The organism is Pelagibacterium lentulum, from assembly GCF_003992625.1.
In the GTDB taxonomy this organism is placed as follows: Bacteria; Pseudomonadota; Alphaproteobacteria; order Rhizobiales; family Devosiaceae; genus Pelagibacterium; species Pelagibacterium lentulum.
In genome coordinates, this window is sequence record NZ_RZMW01000018.1 from 1 (window position 1) to 15,629 (window position 15,629).

Genomic DNA, 15,629 nt, shown 5'->3' on the forward strand with positions numbered 1-15,629 from the left:
TGACCTGCTGCCGTGAATTTGGACCATTCTGAACTGGAATTTTCCAATTATGATCCCGTGGTCGGGAGATGGAGAATGCTCATGAAGAAGTCCAAGTTTACCGAGGCCCAAATCGCCTTCGTGCTCAAGCAGGCCGAGGATGGCACGGCGGTCGGGGAAGTCTGTCGCAAGGCAGGCATTTCGGAAGCCACGTTTTACAACTGGCGCAAGCGGTATGCGGGGCTGATGCCATCGGAGATGAAACGGCTGCGTCAGCTCGAGGAAGAGAACGGCAAGCTCAAGCGGATCGTCGCCGATCTGAGCCTGGACAAGGCCATGCTTCAGGATGTGCTGTCAAAAAAGCTCTGACGCCTGCTCGCAAGCGCTCGCTTGTCGATGAGATCAGAGCGACCTGGAAGGTCTCGATCCGAAAGACCTGTGATGCCTTGAGAGTCGACAGGTCGCTCTACCACTACAAGTCCAGGCGCGGCGAGCAGGCTGATCTGCAGCTACGGATCAAGGAGATTTGCGAGACCCGTGTCCGCTATGGCTATCGTCGGGTTCACATCCTGTTGCGCCGGGAGGGCTGGGATGTGAACCCGAAGAGAATCTACAGGCTTTACAAAGAGATGGGGCTTCAGCTGCGCAACAAGACGCCCAAGCGGCGGGTTAGGGCAAAGCTGCGTGATGACCGGATGGCTGCCACGAGCACCAATCAAGTGTGGGCCATGGACTTTGTGCATGACCAGTTGGCCACCGGCCGCAAGATCCGTATCCTGACTATCGTGGACACCTTCTCACGCTACGCACCAGCCGTGGACCCTCGGTTCAGCTACAGGGGCGAGGATGTGGTTATGACACTCGAAAAGGTCTGCAGGGAAATAGGATATCCGAGGACGATCCGGGTCGACCAAGGCTCGGAGTTCATCTCCCGCGACCTTGATCTCTGGGCGTATCAGAAGGACGTCGTGCTCGACTTCTCCCGCCCTGGAAAGCCAACCGACAACGCCTTTATCGAGTCGTTCAATGGCAAGTTCCGAGCCGAATGCCTGAACGCTCACTGGTTCATGAGCCTTGACGACGCCCGCTCGAAAATGGAGGATTGGCGTAGAGACTACAACGAAGTCCGCCCGCACAGCGCAATCGGGAACAAACCCCCGATATCGCTTATGAACGCATCAGGGGCAGCCGGCCCACCCTGATCGTTTATCCCCGGAAATTCCCAATCCGGGTGGTCCAAAGTCGGGGAGCACGTCACGGTGGGCCAGAGTCTATTTCAAACTGGATTAGGTCCGCGGGGCAACGTCAACCGTGCCGATGACGGAAGGGGGAAGCCATCATGGTTCGCCAAACGGTTTCAAGCGCGTTACACTTATAGAAATAACGGTGAGAGGGGCACAATGACAATGCGCGCAATTTTGGCGGCGACACTTTTTCTAGTCGGGTCCGGGCCAGTGGTAGCGGTGGCGAACGATTGTTGGGTTGCCAGTAACCTCACCGGCAAAAGCGCTATGTCATCCGAGGGCTATTCCTTCACCGATGATAGTTTCGCGGATGGAATGCTTCTGTGTTTCACCGACGGCGGTGGCACTGTATCCGGCAATGACTTGCAACTGGTACGGTTTGGCGAATCGACACTCATAGGCTGGGCCGAAACCGGTATGGGCCTTGAAACGGTGAACACCTATCAACTTGATAGGCAGCACAACAAACTTTTCATTTCGCAATCGCGGATCGGCACGGTGACTCACAATTCAGTTTTGCCGGACTATGTTGCTGCATTTGTTGCCGACGCGGTGCCTGCACCCTGATAGCATCGATGAATTTTCGGGCACCTCAAAAAAAGCACGCCAACGAAAAACGCCTTACCGAATTTGGTCCGACAAATAATCGAAGGTGAATTTGCGACCAATACGCGCGCGGGGGACTGACAAAATTCGGCCATCGACGGGTTCATTAACTAGCAGATACGTCTTTGCCTCAACGTTTCGCGCAAATTCGGAAACGCTCGCTCGACATCATGGCAAACTGCATTGGCGCCATCATCGAATCCAGCTTGATAATTGCGGCTGCGCGGGTCCAAAGTTTCCTCGCGCGTGAAAAGCCAGTACGCACCTACAATTGCGACCAAGACAAGAACTGAAACGAAAGCCCTCACGCAACCTCCCGATTGCTGTTTGTTATTGCCCCAATACCTCGGCAGCACTGAAGCTCCCCGATACCGCACTGTTGAACATTTCCACAATGATGGAAACATCGGCGGTCTGGGCATAGATCGGTGTTGCGGTCCCAAAGCCGCTACCACTCACATAGGTTGTGTTCCCGTACGTGGTAGCAGTGGCCTGACCCGATGCAGTGCGGTTCATGCCGACCAGTTGGCGGCCTCTTGTGCTGTTCGAAGATATGATGCGGTAATGGGTATATCCCCGCTCGATGGTAGCTTTCGCGGCCTCTTTGTGAACCGTCTCACCAACATTGTTGACAGAGATAAGGCCGGTTGCGGACGTGCCAAGTTGCACAACATTCGGTGCAAGGTCGATTTTGCTGGTTGTGGCACAGGCAGAAAGCGCCAAACCGATTGCACCAGCAATAAAAAGCTTCTGGATATTCATCTTAGCCCCCTAAAATAGCCCTTTGGCCATTTCCCCAAGCCCAATTGTTGACCCGCTAGGTGCAAAAAGGCAAACCTTTCCTGGGCCGAGCATTCAAATCGGGTGGGTTAATCTAAAATAGACGCGAATAGACCAGCCCGAACAGGGCCGTGCTCAAGCACTGACGCGCATTCATGTTGGGGATATTGTTAGGGTCTGGCTTACAATAAATTGGAAAAGATCAATCTTTCCAATTTATTAGCGAGCAGACTATGGCGGAGAGAGAGGGATTCGAACCCTCGAGACGGTTACCCGCCTACACGCGTTCCAGGCGTGCGCCTTCGACCACTCGGCCATCTCTCCGCATTGCATCTGCCTCAAGGGCACGATACCGGATGCCGGATTATCTGGCTTTGCCCACAATGTGAAGAGTCCAATCGCACTTTTGCGTATTTTTTTGCGACCACTGCCCCAAGGCGAGCGCTCCCATGGAGCGATCACGGCAAATTCATCGTTAAAGGCGGGCTAAAGTAACCCTATCACTTTGATTTTCTTGTCGATGGAGCCCCGTGCATGGCACAATATTTATCTAAAGCCGGATATCTTCATCCGGAAGGATATATCAATGGGAATGTTGTTGCGTATTGTGGGCCTCTGGCTTTTGGGGCTTGCTCTTATTCTACTCGTTATCGACGGAACGCGCATGCTTGCAGCCAATGCCTTCGTTATGACGCCGCTCGCCGAGACATGGGATAATCTGTTGCCCGAAACATTGGCCGGGCTGGAGGCATTGCTTGTGCAGAATTTGCATCCGGCGCTATGGGACCCCACATTGACCACAATACTGGCTTGGCCGGGATGGGCGGTGTTTGGCGTTGCAGGGCTGCTGCTTGCCTTTATTGGACGCCGCCGCCACCGGAGAAGCCTTATCGTTTCAGACCCGCTCTAGGGTCCGCTTCAAGGGAGATGGTGGCTGATGGTATTTTCTCTTTTCTCCAGGCCAAGCACATTGCCAACCAAGGATGATGCCTTGCCCGGACGAAGCGAAGCGCTCGATATCGCGCCGGATCATTTCGTTAATGGCCGGGCGCTCAAAGAGCCCTATCCTGACGGGTCCGAAGTGATTTCATTCGCCCTGGGATGCTTTTGGGGCGCTGAGCGGCTGTTCTGGAGCCTTGATGGCGTCCATGTCACAGCCGTTGGCTATCAGGGTGGGTTTACGCCCAATCCCACCTATCGCGAAGTTTGCACCGGCATGACGGGCCACACGGAGGTCGTCCGGGTGGCTTATGATCCCGAAGCGATCAGCCTTGAAAAGCTGCTCAAGATTTTCTGGGAGGCTCATGACCCGACGCAAGGCATGCGCCAGGGCAACGACGTCGGCACGCAATATCGCTCCGCGATCTATACCACGACAGCAGCGCAAACCGAGACAGCGCTCGCCAGCAGAGAGGTCTTTCAGGCCGAGCTTCAGGCGGCACGGCGCGGGGTGATCACGACGGAGATTGCCGAAGGTCCTGAGTTTTATTTCGCCGAGACCGAGCATCAGCAATATCTGGCCAAGAATCCGGCTGGCTATTGCGGTTTGCAGGGCACAGGTGTTACCTGCCCGCTGCCTGCGGCATGACCCTTTTCGACCGGGCGCGGTTTGAAGCCTTTGTTGGCAACCTGCCGCATGTCACCATCGTTCATCAATGGGGCGATGCCAGTGTCGGCAAGGTCGGCCCCATGGACAAGGGCAAGATTTTTGCCATCCTCTCGGATTGGTCGAGAAGCGAACCGGCGATCTCGTTCAAGTGCTCCGATATGAGTTTTGAAATGCTGCCAACACTTCCCGATATACGCCCTGCCCCATATCTGGCGCGGGCCAAATGGGTACAGGTCGGCGCTCGATCACCTCTTTCAGAGACGGAACTGGAGTCGTATATTGCGCAGGCTAACATGCTGGTCTGGGAAAAATTGCCGCTCAGAGTTCGCGAGCAACTTCAATACAATATATGAGGATCGTCATGATTCGACTGACATTGGCCGGCGCGGCAGTAGCGACAATAGCCGTGCTGGCCGGTTGTGCCACAATGACAAAGGCAGAATGCGAGGCCGGAGACTGGCGCAGCGTCGGCATGGCCGACGGCTCCAATGGCAGGCCGCTTGCGTATCTGGACCAACACAACGCCGCCTGTGCCGACCACGGCATTCCCGTCAATCGCCAACTCTACGAAGCTGGACGCAATGACGGATTGCGCGTGTATTGCCGCCTGGACAGGGCAGAGCGTGAAGGCCGGGAAGGCAGAACCTATTACAACGTTTGCACGGGCGATGTTGGCGTGGGCTTCAATCGCGTTTATCTCGATGCCAAGGCGATCCACGATATAGACCGGCAGGTGACAAGTACGCGCCGGGAACTCGATGCACTGCTCGACGAGATGGTAATACCCGGACTTTCGGGCGATCGCCTGACGCGCCTTCGCGCGGAAATCAGAATTGCGCAGAACGCGCTGAACAGGCTGGAACGCGATCGGTCGGCAGCCGAGCGGCGACTCGCTCTAACCCGCAGGCAGGAAGAAGAGCGTCTGGCTCAAGGATAATGTTTTTCTCCGCGCTCAAGCGTTGCCGCACATTCGGCAACCTTGCGCTGGCGTGTTTCGATGTGTTTGACCGCTATGTCGAACTCCATAGACAGTCGGCTTTCACAGCCTTACTGCGCTCAGAATTCTTCTGGAACTGAGGATTTTGGTGGAGCCAAGCGGGATCGAACCGCTGACCTCTTGCATGCCATGCAAGCGCTCTCCCAGCTGAGCTATGGCCCCATCAGACCGTTCGGACGCTGGTCGCTGACCTGCCCGAACGGCGGCGAACCTATGTGAGAGCGGGCCGGGACGCAAGTGCAAAAATACACTTTATGTCCGTTTTTTATAACCCGCTCGAAAGGCTCTATCTTTCGTCCTCATCGACCTCAACTTCGATGCCGATATCGTCATCGTCGTCATCGGTTTCAAGGAACGTATCGTCGTCGTCACCGCCAAGATCATCGTCGACCTCAACGTCATCAACATCGGGGATATCGTCCCCGTTTTCATCGTCACTGTCTTCCGCATCATCGAGCGAAATGACTTCAGCACCGGCAGCCTGAGCAGCCAGATCGACATCGGTGTCTTCCGTATCGTCCTCAGGATCTTCGGCCTTGGGGGCCGCCGCCTTGGGCGCCAGCTTTTCAGGCGGCAGCTCAAAGAAGGACAACGGATAGGATTTGCCCGTATAGGGCGAAACAACGGGATCGTTGTTCAGATCGTAAAACTTCCGCCCTGTTACCGGGCAGGTCCGCTTTGTACCGCGTTCGTCACTGGCCAAGGCATTTCCCCATTATTGGCATCGTGTAAGTGGATTGCTTGTGCTGGGATCGTTTCATTCTCTGCCGCAAATTGGCAGGCGCACCGCATTTGACTGTCCGGTTACGATGAAAAATTTGCTCATGTCAAACGCAAAATGTCCACACTTTACCGCGTTGGCACCGGCCAGCGTTCATGGTAAGCCCTGCCTCGCTTGTAAAGATGACCTAGTTGCGAGGCGAATCCGCCCATGTCCCACACTCAAACGCCCCATCCACTTGCCGCCAGCCACGGCGGCGCACTTACGGGAACGATCCGTGTTCCTGGCGATAAATCCATCTCGCACCGCGCCATGATGTTTGGCGCCATGGCCCGTGGCCGGACGATTGTCACCGGCCTGCTCGAAGGCGAGGACGTCCTTGCAACGGGCAGGGCGATGCAGGCACTGGGCGCAACGGTGAAAAAAAAAGGCGAGCAATGGGAGATCGACGGCCTCGGTGTCGGCGGATTTCTCGAGCCGCAGACCGATCTCGATTTCGGCAATGCTGGAACTGGCGTGCGGCTGACCATGGGTCTTGTGGGCGCTTACCGGTTCGTGACCCGTTTTGTCGGCGACGCGTCACTGACAGCGCGCCCGATGGGCCGGGTGCTCGATCCGCTGCGGGCAATCGGTGTGGAGGTCGTCGAGCATGACAACAACCGCCTTCCCATTGCACTGCGCGGCCCCGAAACACCCGTTCCCATCGACTATCGTGTGCCGATGGCCTCGGCACAGGTCAAAAGCTGCATCCTGCTTGCCGGCCTGACGATCCCGGGCGAAACCCGCGTCGTCGAGCCGATCATGACACGCGACCATACCGAGAAAATGCTGGCGGGCTTTGGCGCCGATATCGACATTAAAACCGACAGCGACGGAGTGCGCACGATATGCGTTCAGGGGCTGCCCGATCTTAAGGGGCAAACGTTGATCGTTCCGGGCGACCCCTCCTCGGCCGGTTTTCCCATTGTTGCCGCGTTGATCGTTCCAGGCTCGGATGTCACGATCGAAAATGTTCTGATGAACCCGACCCGGACCGGCCTGATCGAAACGCTTATTGAAATGGGCGGCGATATCACAATCGAAAACCGCCGCGTCTCGGGTGGCGAGGATATTGCTGACCTTCGCGTCAAGCATTCAGCGCTCAAAGGGGTCGTCGTGCCAGCCGAGCGCGCGCCGTCAATGATCGATGAGTATCCGGTGCTCGCCGTCGCCGCAGGCTTTGCTCAGGGACGCACGGAAATGCCCGGCATCGAAGAATTGCGGGTCAAGGAAAGTGACCGGCTTGCAGCCGTCGCCCGCGGGCTGGAGGCCAATGGCGTTGCCTGCGAAGAGGGCGATGACTACCTTATCGTTGACGGCAAGGGCGGAGTGAAAGGCGGCGGCATGGTCAAAACCCATCTCGACCATCGGATTGCCATGAGCTTCCTTGTCATGGGAATGGCCTCGGAGAAGCCCGTAAGCGTTGATGACGACCAGATGATCGCAACAAGCTTCCCCTCGTTCAAATCCGACTTCGCACGGCTGGGCGCGCGCTTTGAAGCCGTGGAGCCGGCCTGATGATTATCGCGGTCGATGGCCCTGCCGCTTCGGGAAAGGGAACACTCGCTGCCGCGCTTGGGCGACACTTCAATCTTCCGATTCTCGATACGGGTTTGCTGTACCGGGCGGTTGGCCATGCCGTTAAAGCCTATATCGACTTGCCCGATATCGAAGCGCGAGCGCTCGAGGCCGCAAGCAATCTCGATCTTGAGGCGATAGAGCCGGAATATCTGATCAGCGCCGAGGTCGGTGTGCTCGCGTCCAAGATTGCCGTCTATCCTTCGGTGCGCAGGGCCCTTTACCAAGCGCAGCGAGATTTTGCTCTGCAGCCATCGGGTGCAGTTCTGGATGGCCGTGACATTGGTACGACCATTGCGCCGGAAGCCGATGCCAAGCTCTTTATCGTCGCCGCACCCGAAGTGCGGGCGTACCGGCGTGCGCGCCAGCTTGAAGCGCGCGGGCAAAAGGTTGATCGCGAAGCGCTGCTTGAGCAGATCAAGGAGCGCGATGCGCGCGATGCCGGTGCCGCACATGGCGGATTTCGCCCGGCTGAAGATGCATACTTGCTCGATACGACCAATTTGGATATAGAAGCGGCCATTACGGCAGCCATCGCTCAAGTCGAGGCGGTCATCGCGCGCAAGTCCGCACAGCAAGGCTAAAAAGCTCTTGTGTGCAAATCCAAGGCTTGTGACTTTGGGCCGAGCACACTTTTGCGGAACGTGAAAACAAAATCCATTTGGACCTTTGTGCCTGGCGTTCACCTGCCTGAAAATGCCTAGCAGCGTGTCTTTGAGAATCCTGCGCGCGCGTGCCAACCCAGTTGGTGCGGGCGGTGTGGTCTTATAAGGCATGTGACCGACAGCATCCAATGTTCAACACTAACCCAAGCAAAGATTCCGGATCGATCCGGAATGGAGTTTTAATGGCAAACCAAACTGTTTCGGCAGAAGATTTCGAAAGCCTCCTGATGGAGAGCTTCCAGGACATCGATCCCGTTGAGGGAACTGTTGTCAAAGGCACGGTCGTTGCGATCGAAAAGGACCTTGCAATCATCGACGTTGGTCTCAAGACCGAAGGCCGCGTACCGATGAAGGAATTCGGCGCAGCAGGCCGCGATGGCACGATCACGGTAGGCTCAGAAGTCGAGGTCTATGTCGACCGCGTTGAAAACGCGATGGGCGAAGCCGTTCTGTCCCGTGAAAAAGCCCGTCGTGAAGAAAGCTGGGTTCGCCTCGAAGCGCTTTACGAAAAGAACGAAAAAGTCGAAGGCCAGATCTTCAACCAGGTCAAAGGCGGCTTTACTGTCGATCTCGATGGCGCTGTTGCCTTCCTGCCGCGCAGCCAGGTGGATATCCGTCCGATCCGCGACATCGCGCCTTTGATGAATGTTGCCCAGCCGTTCCAGATTCTGAAGATGGACAAGCGCCGTGGCAACATCGTTGTTTCGCGCCGCGCGATCCTCGAAGAATCCCGCGCCGAACAGCGTTCGGAAATCGTTCAGCAGCTCGAAGAAGGTCAGGTTGTTGAAGGCGTCGTCAAAAACATCACCGATTACGGTGCGTTCGTTGACCTTGGCGGCATCGACGGCCTGTTGCACGTCACCGACATTGCATGGCGCCGCGTCAACCACCCCAACGAAGTGCTCAACATTGGCGAAACGATCAAGGTTCAGATCATCCGCGTCAATCAGGAAAGCCATCGTATCTCGCTGGGGATGAAGCAGCTCCAGGCCGATCCATGGGAAGGCATCGCTGCCAAGTACCCGGTCGAAGCCAAGTTCACCGGCCGCGTGACCAACATCACCGATTACGGCGCATTCGTAGAACTGGAGCCGGGTATCGAAGGCCTGATCCACGTCTCGGAAATGAGCTGGACCAAAAAGAACGTCCATCCGGGCAAGATCGTTTCGACCTCTCAGGAAGTCGAAGTGGTTGTTCTGGAAGTCGATCCCGACAAGCGCCGCATTTCGCTGGGCCTCAAGCAGACCCTTGCCAACCCATGGGAAAGCTTTGCAGACAAGTTCCCCGTTGGCGCCGAGATCGAAGGCGAAGTCAAGAACAAGACCGAATTCGGCCTGTTCATCGGTCTCGACGGCGATGTCGACGGCATGGTTCATCTGTCCGATCTGGACTGGAACCGTCCGGGCGAAGAGGCGCTTGAGGACTACAACCGCGGCGATATCGTCAAGGCGAAGGTTCTCGATGTCGATATCGAGAAGGAACGCATCTCGCTTGGCATCAAGCAGCTTGGCTCCGATCCGTTTGCCGATGCAGCCGCTGGCGCTGCCGGTGGTGGCGATGGTCTGCGCAAGGGTGCGGTTGTAACTGCAACGGTTACAGCAGTGACCGACGGTGGTATCGAGGTCCAGATCGCAGATACCGATCTGACCGCCTTTATCCGCCGTGCCGACCTTTCGCGTGATCGTGAAGACCAGCGCCCAGAGCGCTTCGCCGTTGGCGAAAAGCTCGACGCGCGCATCACCCAGTTCGACAAGAAGACCCGCCGTATCGGCATGTCGATCAAGGCTCTGGAAATCGCGGAAGAAAAAGAAGCTGTTGCTCAGTACGGTTCGTCCGATTCCGGCGCATCGCTCGGCGACATCCTCGGCGCCGCTCTAAAGGGCCAGAAGGAAGAAAAGTAAGCCTTTGGCTGCTTAGGACCTTCAACACATTCGAGGCCCTCGCCACCCGGCGAGGGCCTTTTTTCCGGAACCTTGCCCCATGACACCCTTGTTCGACTGGCGCGCCATGACCTCGGACGATATCGGCGCGGTCTCGGAGATTGCCGCGCAGGCGCATCCCGATTTTTTTGAAGAAGATCATATTTTTGCCGAGCGCCAGCGGCTCGCGCCGCACGGCTGCCATATCCTTTGGATGAATGAAGTACCAACCGGATATGTCCTCTCGCATCCTTGGAAACTCGGATCAGTTCCGGCCCTCAATGTGCCGCTTGGCCAACTGCCGCCTGATCCGGATACCTTCTATATCCATGACCTCGCGCTCCTTCCTGCCGCCCGCGGATCGGGCGCTGCGGGCAAGATCATTGAAAGAACCGTTGGCATTGGTGAGCCCTACGGTTCGCTCAGCCTTGTTGCCGTCAACAACTCAGTGCCGTTCTGGGCACGGTTTGGCTTTGTCGGGCAGGATTGGCCGGGGTTGAGCGAAAAACTCAAAAGCTATGACGATGCGGCTCGCTACATGGTGCGGCCAAGCTCGCCCTTGCCATAGGCGCCGCTAACCTTTAGCGCTTACACACGTTTCTTGTTGTACAAGGCTATCCGATGAGCCAGCTTGGAAATGACCCGCTTTACGCGATCCCGGCAACGCGCGCGCTCAGGCGTTCACGCGGACGCTGGCGGATTTCCGCTTTCGTTGCGCTTGCCATAGCCATTGTCGTGGGACTGGTGCGTTTTGTGCCCGATATGGTTGCATCGCCCTCCTATATCGCGCGCGTCGAGATCAGCGGGACGATCACAACCAGCAATCGGCGGCTCGAAGCGCTCAAGGCCCTTGCCGAAAATGACGCCGTTGAGGCGGTGATCGTTGCAATCAACAGCCCCGGCGGCACAACCGCTGGCGGTGAAGAGATCTATGAGGCACTCAGAGCATTGGCCGATGCCAAGCCCACCATCGCCATCATCAACGAAGTGGGTGCATCGGCCGCTTATATGACGGCGATCGCAACCGACCAGATTTTTGCACGGCGCCTTTCCATAATCGGCTCGATTGGCGTTCTTTACCGGCATGTGGATGCGGGGCGCTTGCTCGATACGATCGGCATCGATCTCGATAAGGTCACGTCCGGCATTTTGAAGGCAGAACCCGATGTCGGCGGCCCCATGAGCCCGGAGGTGCGCGAAAGCATCGCCGCGCTTGTCCAAAACAGCTATGGCTGGTTTGTCGACATTGTTGCCGAGCGGCGCGATCTCTCCCGCGCGTCGGTGCTTGCCGTTGCCGATGGCCGGATTATGACAGGCGCCATGGGCGTTGAATCTGGGCTGATCGACCAAATCGGAGGACAGGCCGAAGCGATTGAATGGCTGGCCGCAACCTATGAAATTGATGCTGAATTGCCCGTTCACCTGCATTGGCCGCCTCCCTCGCGCACCGACTGGATATCGGTTCTGCTTGGCGAAGTGGCCGGGCAAGCGCTTGGTATTGAGATTGATGGGCGCATGACGCTTGACGGGCTGGTTTCGGTTTGGCACCCTTCAAACTGAAAATACCAACAAAGCAAGGCCATTAGGCTGCCTGTGTGCCAGGGGGCGCATGTCGAAATGATCAAATCTGAGCTGATTGAGAAACTCGCCGCGGAAAATCCACACCTGTTTCATCGCGATATCGAAAATATCGTCAATGCGATACTTGATGAAATCGGCGATGCGCTGGCACGTGGCGATCGAGTGGAATTGCGCGGCTTCGGTGCGTTTTCCGTCAAGAACCGCCCGGCCCGCGTTGGCCGTAACCCACGCACCGGCGAGCAAGTAGATGTCGGCGAAAAATACGTGCCGCAATTCAAGGCCGGCAAGGAAATCCGCGAGCGGCTCAACCGTCAATAGCCGGGCGCCGCTCCAAAATCGGAAGTGACTTTTAGATGGCAAAACGCATTGTCGGCTGGCTGGTGCTTATCCCGCTGTGCGCGATCATATTGATCTTTGCCCTGGCGAACCGGCACCTCGTCACAGTCAATTTCAACCCTCTTATTACCGTGGACACGACCCAGCCAGCTTATGGCATACCGCTGTTTCTCGTGATCTATGCAATCTTGTTCCTCGGTATCGCCCTTGGCGGTATTGCCGTATGGTTCACGCAGGCCGTTCACCGCAAGGCGGCAAAGCGCTATAAGCGCGAAGCTGAAAAACTCAAAAGCGAGCTTGATGCAGCGCGCCGTGCCCCCGCCCGCGAACCGGACCCGGCTTTGCTGGCCGCAGACGAGTTGGCTTGAACCAAAATGGCTTATGTTCCGGTTATCAAGATTTGCGGGGTTAAAACCCCCGAAATTCTCGATCATGTCATAGCCCAACGCGCCGACATGGTGGGCTTCAATAGCTTTGGCAAGAGCCCTCGCTATATCGATTTCGCAACGATTTCCGGCCTTGTCGACAGGGCCGCTAATCGCATCGAGTCGGTGGTATTGCTCGTCGATCCCGACGATGCGCTTGTCGACGCTGCTGTGGCCACCGGCGCGGGCTGGCTTCAGCTTCATGGACATGAGACGCCGGAGCGGTTGGCCGACATAAAGGCCAGAACGGGCAAGAAAATGATCAAGGCCCTTCCGATCGGCTCTTCCGAAGACATCGCCGCCATCGCCCCATACGCTGCCATAGCAGACGGGCTTATCCTCGATGCAAAACCTCCCAAAGACGCTACGCGGCCGGGGGGGCTTGGGCAGGTTTTCGACTGGACGCTGCTCAACGCGCTTGACCCCGGTATCGGCTTCATGCTTTCCGGTGGACTGACAGTGGACAATGTAGCGCAGGCGGTTTCGCAAATCCGCCCGTTCGGTCTGGACGTAGCAAGCGGGGTGGAAAGCGAAAGAGGGGTCAAGGACCCTGCGCTCATTTCCCGCTTTATCGCCAATGCCAAGGCCGAGATTTAAGAGGATAGCCCCGCAATGAGTGAAGTCATGGTCAATTCCCTGCGTCAGGGGCCCGACGAAGCAGGCAAGTTCGGCATATTTGGCGGCCGTTTCGTTGCCGAAACGCTGATGCCGCTTATCCTTGATCTGGAAAAGGCCTATCGCGCTGCGCAGAAGGATCCTGAGTTCCTCTCGGAAATGGACGATCTGCGCACCCATTTTGCCGGGCGCCCTTCCCCGCTCTATTTTGCCGAGCGGATGACAAAAGAGCTTGGTGGCGCAAAGATTTATTTCAAGCGCGAGGACCTTAACCACACCGGCTCGCATAAGCTCAACAATTGCCTTGGGCAGATCCTGCTGGCCAAGCGTATGGGCAAGACCCGCATCATCGCTGAAACCGGTGCCGGGCAGCACGGTGTGGCAACCGCCACTGTTTGCGCGCGGTTTGGCTTGCCCTGCACTGTGTTCATGGGCGCAACCGACGTTGAGCGGCAAATGCCCAATGTGTTGCGGATGAAAATGCTGGGTGCCGAAGTGCGTCCGGTTACGGCTGGCGCTGGCACACTGAAGGACGCGATGAACGAAGCGTTGCGCGACTGGGTCACCAATGTGGACACGACTTATTATCTGATCGGCACCGCGGCCGGCCCGCATCCCTATCCGGAAATGGTGCGTGACTTCCAGAGAGTTATCGGTGAAGAAATTCGTGCCCAAATCATGGAAGAAGAAGGCCGGTTGCCCGATGCCCTTGTTGCCTGCATAGGCGGCGGATCAAATGCGATCGGCACCTTTTACGATTTTCTCGACGAGCCCGGCGTGCAGATTTTCGGCGCGGAAGCGGGTGGACACGGTCTTGATACCGAAACCGGACACGCCGCATCCATGACCGGCGGACGCCCCGGCGTCTTGCATGGCAACCGTACCTATCTGTTGCAGGACAAGGATGGTCAGATCATTGAAGGCCATTCGATTTCGGCCGGGCTGGACTATCCCGGTGTCGGCCCCGAGCACGCTTTCCTGCGCGATTCCAAACGCGTGAATTACGTGCCTGTGACCGATAACGAGGCGCTTGACGCCTTCATGGCCTGCACCAAGTTCGAGGGCATTATTCCCGCACTGGAAAGCGCGCATGGATTGGCTCACGTCATGAAGCTCGCCCCTGAGATGGATAAGGACAAGATCATCGTTCTGTGCCTGTCGGGTCGCGGCGACAAGGATGTTGAATCGGTGGGCAAGCATTTGGGCATGGCGCTGTAGCCAAGGGCAAGCCATTCGGTTTTTGCATGGCTGGAATACCCCTTTGGCGCTTGTGGAAAAGCCATTTTGGGCCCATTTCATCTATCAGAGATTTTGATGAACGGAGGCCAAGATGGCTCGGAACAGACTTGTCAGTGGTTTTGCAGACTTCTTTGGCGATATTGCTCGTGCCCGTCAGGCATCAAGCATTTACAACGACCTTTCCGGTCTGAGCGATGAAGGGCTCAAGGCGCGCGGACTGAGCCGCAGCGATTTGCCCAACTATGCCTTCAACAAGGCATTCGGCAGCAAGTAAGCGGCAAATTCCTCGTCACGAACAAGGAGCATTCGCAGGGACCTGCGGATGCTCTTTTTGTTTTCTGTTGTTGGTGTTGACTCTCAAGGGCTTAATGTCCTTTATCCGGGGCCGGAACCAATGAAAGGTAGCATCCTCATGCAAGCCACCCGGATCGACAGAAAGTTTGAGCAAACGCGCGCGGAGAACCGAGCCGCTTTTGTTTCATTTGTCATGGCCGGGGACCCCGATGAAGCGACCGCAGATGCGATTCTCGCGGGCCTGCCGGCAGCGGGTGCCGATGTGATCGAGTTGGGCATGCCATTTTCCGACCCAATGGCCGATGGCGTTGCCATACAGCTCGCCGGGCAGCGCGCGCTTGCCGCCGGCATGACGTTGGAAAAAACCCTTGCCATGGTGGCTAGGTTTCGCAAGCAGGACGACCAGACTCCCATCGTGCTGATGGGCTATTACAACCCGATCTATATTTATGGGGTCGAGCGCTTCGTTGAAGAAGCTGTCAATGTCGGTGTGGACGGCTTGATCGTTGTTGATCTGCCTGCAGAAGAAGATGCAGAGCTTTGCCTGCCTGCCCTCAAGGCCGGCCTTAATTTCATTCGCCTGACGACGCCGACAACCGACAATCACCGGCTCGAAACGGTGCTGAACAATACTTCCGGTTTCGTCTATTACGTTTCGATGACCGGCATTACCGGTGCGGAGATCAAAAACCGCGCTGCAGTCGGCGAAGCGGTTCAGCGGATCAAGAGCCATACGCAACTGCCTGTCGCTGTCGGGTTTGGGATCAAGACGCCGGAAGATGCGGCATTGATCGGCAAGTATGCGGACGGTGTCGTGGTGGGCTCCGCCTTGGTTTCCGCTGTTGAAACGAGCCTTATCGAGGGTAAGGCAAGCGCCAATACAGCCAGCGATGTCCACAAGTTGGTGGAAGCGCTCTCCCAAGGTGCAAAGCGCGCCAGAAGCTGATATAATTTGCCACAATCATCCAATAATGTGGTCAGGACTTCGCGTTTTCGTGGAGC

The 15,629-nt window shown here is 56.8% G+C and carries 19 protein-coding genes and 2 tRNA genes; 17 read left to right on the forward strand and 4 right to left on the reverse strand.

Going from position 1 to position 15,629, the window contains the following annotated elements; genetic code table 11:
• Positions 1–81: 81 nt before the first annotated feature.
• Positions 82–1,181 (forward strand): IS3 family transposase gene (locus EO133_RS05355; RefSeq protein WP_371870951.1). Its coding sequence is split into 2 segments (ribosomal slippage): positions 82–343 and positions 343–1,181, totalling 1,101 coding nucleotides; the frame shifts between segments, so codons are not numbered across the junction.
• A gap of 198 nt (positions 1,182–1,379) precedes the next feature.
• Positions 1,380–1,790, forward strand: a complete 411-nt coding sequence (locus tag EO133_RS05360) for a hypothetical protein (protein ID WP_127071640.1) — start codon at positions 1,380–1,382, stop codon at positions 1,788–1,790.
• A 369-nt stretch (positions 1,791–2,159) separates the two neighbouring features.
• Here the strand turns inward: EO133_RS05360 and EO133_RS05365 are convergent, their stop codons facing one another.
• Positions 2,160–2,591, reverse strand: coding sequence for a hypothetical protein (locus EO133_RS05365; protein WP_127071641.1), 432 nt, complete (start codon positions 2,589–2,591; stop codon positions 2,160–2,162).
• Between the two features lie 252 nt (positions 2,592–2,843).
• Positions 2,844–2,933, reverse strand: a tRNA-Ser gene (locus tag EO133_RS05370).
• A 262-nt stretch (positions 2,934–3,195) separates the two neighbouring features.
• Between EO133_RS05370 and EO133_RS05375 the strand changes: the two genes are divergently transcribed.
• Genes EO133_RS05375 through EO133_RS05390 form a run of 4 tightly spaced genes read left to right on the forward strand, consistent with a single transcriptional unit; the run spans position 3,196 to position 5,155 of the window.
• Positions 3,196–3,519: a hypothetical protein gene (locus tag EO133_RS05375; protein WP_127071642.1), complete on the forward strand. Its 324-nt coding sequence runs from the start codon at positions 3,196–3,198 to the stop codon at positions 3,517–3,519.
• A 27-nt stretch (positions 3,520–3,546) separates the two neighbouring features.
• A complete protein-coding gene (gene msrA / locus EO133_RS05380; protein WP_127071643.1) occupies positions 3,547–4,197 on the forward strand; it encodes a peptide-methionine (S)-S-oxide reductase MsrA in 651 nt (216 codons plus the stop codon).
• Positions 4,194–4,571 carry an MmcQ/YjbR family DNA-binding protein gene (locus EO133_RS05385; RefSeq protein ID WP_127071644.1) on the forward strand — a complete coding sequence of 126 codons (378 nt, stop codon included), beginning with the start codon at positions 4,194–4,196 and terminating at the stop codon, positions 4,569–4,571. Before msrA ends, EO133_RS05385 begins: the two co-directional genes overlap by 4 nt.
• A gap of 8 nt (positions 4,572–4,579) precedes the next feature.
• The gene (locus tag EO133_RS05390) at positions 4,580–5,155 is read left to right on the forward strand and encodes a DUF2799 domain-containing protein (protein WP_164734901.1); all 576 of its coding nucleotides are present in this window, start codon (positions 4,580–4,582) and stop codon (positions 5,153–5,155) included.
• Between the two features lie 146 nt (positions 5,156–5,301).
• Here the strand turns inward: EO133_RS05390 and EO133_RS05395 are convergent.
• Positions 5,302–5,377: transfer RNA gene (locus EO133_RS05395), tRNA-Ala, on the reverse strand.
• Between the two features lie 124 nt (positions 5,378–5,501).
• Positions 5,502–5,918, reverse strand: a complete 417-nt coding sequence (locus tag EO133_RS05400; protein WP_127071646.1) for a TIGR02300 family protein — start codon at positions 5,916–5,918, stop codon at positions 5,502–5,504.
• 228 nt (positions 5,919–6,146) lie between these two features.
• Here EO133_RS05400 and aroA point away from each other — a divergent pair, with 228 nt between their 5' ends.
• The 11 genes from aroA (at position 6,147) to trpA (ending at position 15,573) form a co-directional block, all read left to right on the forward strand.
• A complete protein-coding gene (aroA, locus tag EO133_RS05405; protein ID WP_127071647.1) occupies positions 6,147–7,493 on the forward strand; it encodes a 3-phosphoshikimate 1-carboxyvinyltransferase in 1,347 nt (448 codons plus the stop codon).
• Positions 7,493–8,137 carry a (d)CMP kinase gene (gene cmk, locus EO133_RS05410; RefSeq protein ID WP_127071648.1) on the forward strand — a complete coding sequence of 215 codons (645 nt, stop codon included), beginning with the start codon at positions 7,493–7,495 and terminating at the stop codon, positions 8,135–8,137. Before aroA ends, cmk begins: the two co-directional genes overlap by 1 nt.
• Before the next feature lie 263 nt (positions 8,138–8,400).
• On the forward strand, positions 8,401–10,119 hold the full coding sequence (gene rpsA, locus EO133_RS05415) for a 30S ribosomal protein S1 (RefSeq protein WP_127071649.1): 1,719 nt from the start codon (positions 8,401–8,403) through the stop codon (positions 10,117–10,119).
• Positions 10,120–10,198: 79 nt separating this feature from the next.
• On the forward strand, positions 10,199–10,705 hold the full coding sequence (locus EO133_RS05420; protein ID WP_127071650.1) for a GNAT family N-acetyltransferase: 507 nt from the start codon (positions 10,199–10,201) through the stop codon (positions 10,703–10,705).
• Between the two features lie 53 nt (positions 10,706–10,758).
• Positions 10,759–11,697 carry a signal peptide peptidase SppA gene (gene sppA / locus EO133_RS05425; protein WP_127071651.1) on the forward strand — a complete coding sequence of 313 codons (939 nt, stop codon included), beginning with the start codon at positions 10,759–10,761 and terminating at the stop codon, positions 11,695–11,697.
• 57 nt (positions 11,698–11,754) lie between these two features.
• Positions 11,755–12,036, forward strand: a complete 282-nt coding sequence (locus tag EO133_RS05430) for an integration host factor subunit beta (RefSeq protein WP_127071652.1) — start codon at positions 11,755–11,757, stop codon at positions 12,034–12,036.
• 35 nt (positions 12,037–12,071) lie between these two features.
• Positions 12,072–12,422 (forward strand): LapA family protein, encoded by a 351-nt coding sequence (locus EO133_RS05435; protein WP_127071653.1) that lies wholly within the window; start codon positions 12,072–12,074, stop codon positions 12,420–12,422.
• 6 nt (positions 12,423–12,428) lie between these two features.
• Complete coding sequence (locus EO133_RS05440; RefSeq protein ID WP_127071654.1) at positions 12,429–13,076, forward strand: phosphoribosylanthranilate isomerase; 648 nt, start codon at positions 12,429–12,431, stop codon at positions 13,074–13,076.
• 15 nt (positions 13,077–13,091) lie between these two features.
• Positions 13,092–14,312, forward strand: a complete 1,221-nt coding sequence (gene trpB / locus EO133_RS05445) for a tryptophan synthase subunit beta (protein ID WP_127071655.1) — start codon at positions 13,092–13,094, stop codon at positions 14,310–14,312.
• Positions 14,313–14,424: 112 nt separating this feature from the next.
• The gene (locus tag EO133_RS05450; RefSeq protein ID WP_127071656.1) at positions 14,425–14,607 is read left to right on the forward strand and encodes a hypothetical protein; all 183 of its coding nucleotides are present in this window, start codon (positions 14,425–14,427) and stop codon (positions 14,605–14,607) included.
• 138 nt (positions 14,608–14,745) lie between these two features.
• Positions 14,746–15,573, forward strand: coding sequence for a tryptophan synthase subunit alpha (trpA, locus tag EO133_RS05455; protein WP_127071675.1), 828 nt, complete (start codon positions 14,746–14,748; stop codon positions 15,571–15,573).
• Positions 15,574–15,629: the final 56 nt, after the last annotated feature.

Bases quoted from the DNA above. Each gene is read 5' to 3' on its own strand.
- EO133_RS05365 (WP_127071641.1), bottom strand. From the start codon at position 2,591: ATGAATATCCAGAAGCTTTTTATTGCTGGTGCAATCGGTTTGGCGCTT.
- EO133_RS05435 (WP_127071653.1), top strand. From the start codon at position 12,072: ATGGCAAAACGCATTGTCGGCTGGCTGGTGCTTATCCCGCTGTGCGCG.
- rpsA (WP_127071649.1), top strand. From the start codon at position 8,401: ATGGCAAACCAAACTGTTTCGGCAGAAGATTTCGAAAGCCTCCTGATG.
- EO133_RS05385 (WP_127071644.1), top strand. From the start codon at position 4,194: ATGACCCTTTTCGACCGGGCGCGGTTTGAAGCCTTTGTTGGCAACCTG.
- sppA (WP_127071651.1), top strand. From the start codon at position 10,759: ATGAGCCAGCTTGGAAATGACCCGCTTTACGCGATCCCGGCAACGCGC.
- trpA (WP_127071675.1), top strand. From the start codon at position 14,746: ATGCAAGCCACCCGGATCGACAGAAAGTTTGAGCAAACGCGCGCGGAG.
- EO133_RS05430 (WP_127071652.1), top strand. From the start codon at position 11,755: ATGATCAAATCTGAGCTGATTGAGAAACTCGCCGCGGAAAATCCACAC.
- EO133_RS05440 (WP_127071654.1), top strand. From the start codon at position 12,429: ATGGCTTATGTTCCGGTTATCAAGATTTGCGGGGTTAAAACCCCCGAA.
- msrA (WP_127071643.1), top strand. From the start codon at position 3,547: ATGGTATTTTCTCTTTTCTCCAGGCCAAGCACATTGCCAACCAAGGAT.
- EO133_RS05360 (WP_127071640.1), top strand. From the start codon at position 1,380: ATGACAATGCGCGCAATTTTGGCGGCGACACTTTTTCTAGTCGGGTCC.
- trpB (WP_127071655.1), top strand. From the start codon at position 13,092: ATGAGTGAAGTCATGGTCAATTCCCTGCGTCAGGGGCCCGACGAAGCA.
- aroA (WP_127071647.1), top strand. From the start codon at position 6,147: ATGTCCCACACTCAAACGCCCCATCCACTTGCCGCCAGCCACGGCGGC.
- EO133_RS05375 (WP_127071642.1), top strand. From the start codon at position 3,196: ATGGGAATGTTGTTGCGTATTGTGGGCCTCTGGCTTTTGGGGCTTGCT.
- EO133_RS05420 (WP_127071650.1), top strand. From the start codon at position 10,199: ATGACACCCTTGTTCGACTGGCGCGCCATGACCTCGGACGATATCGGC.
- cmk (WP_127071648.1), top strand. From the start codon at position 7,493: ATGATTATCGCGGTCGATGGCCCTGCCGCTTCGGGAAAGGGAACACTC.
- EO133_RS05390 (WP_164734901.1), top strand. From the start codon at position 4,580: ATGATTCGACTGACATTGGCCGGCGCGGCAGTAGCGACAATAGCCGTG.
- EO133_RS05450 (WP_127071656.1), top strand. From the start codon at position 14,425: ATGGCTCGGAACAGACTTGTCAGTGGTTTTGCAGACTTCTTTGGCGAT.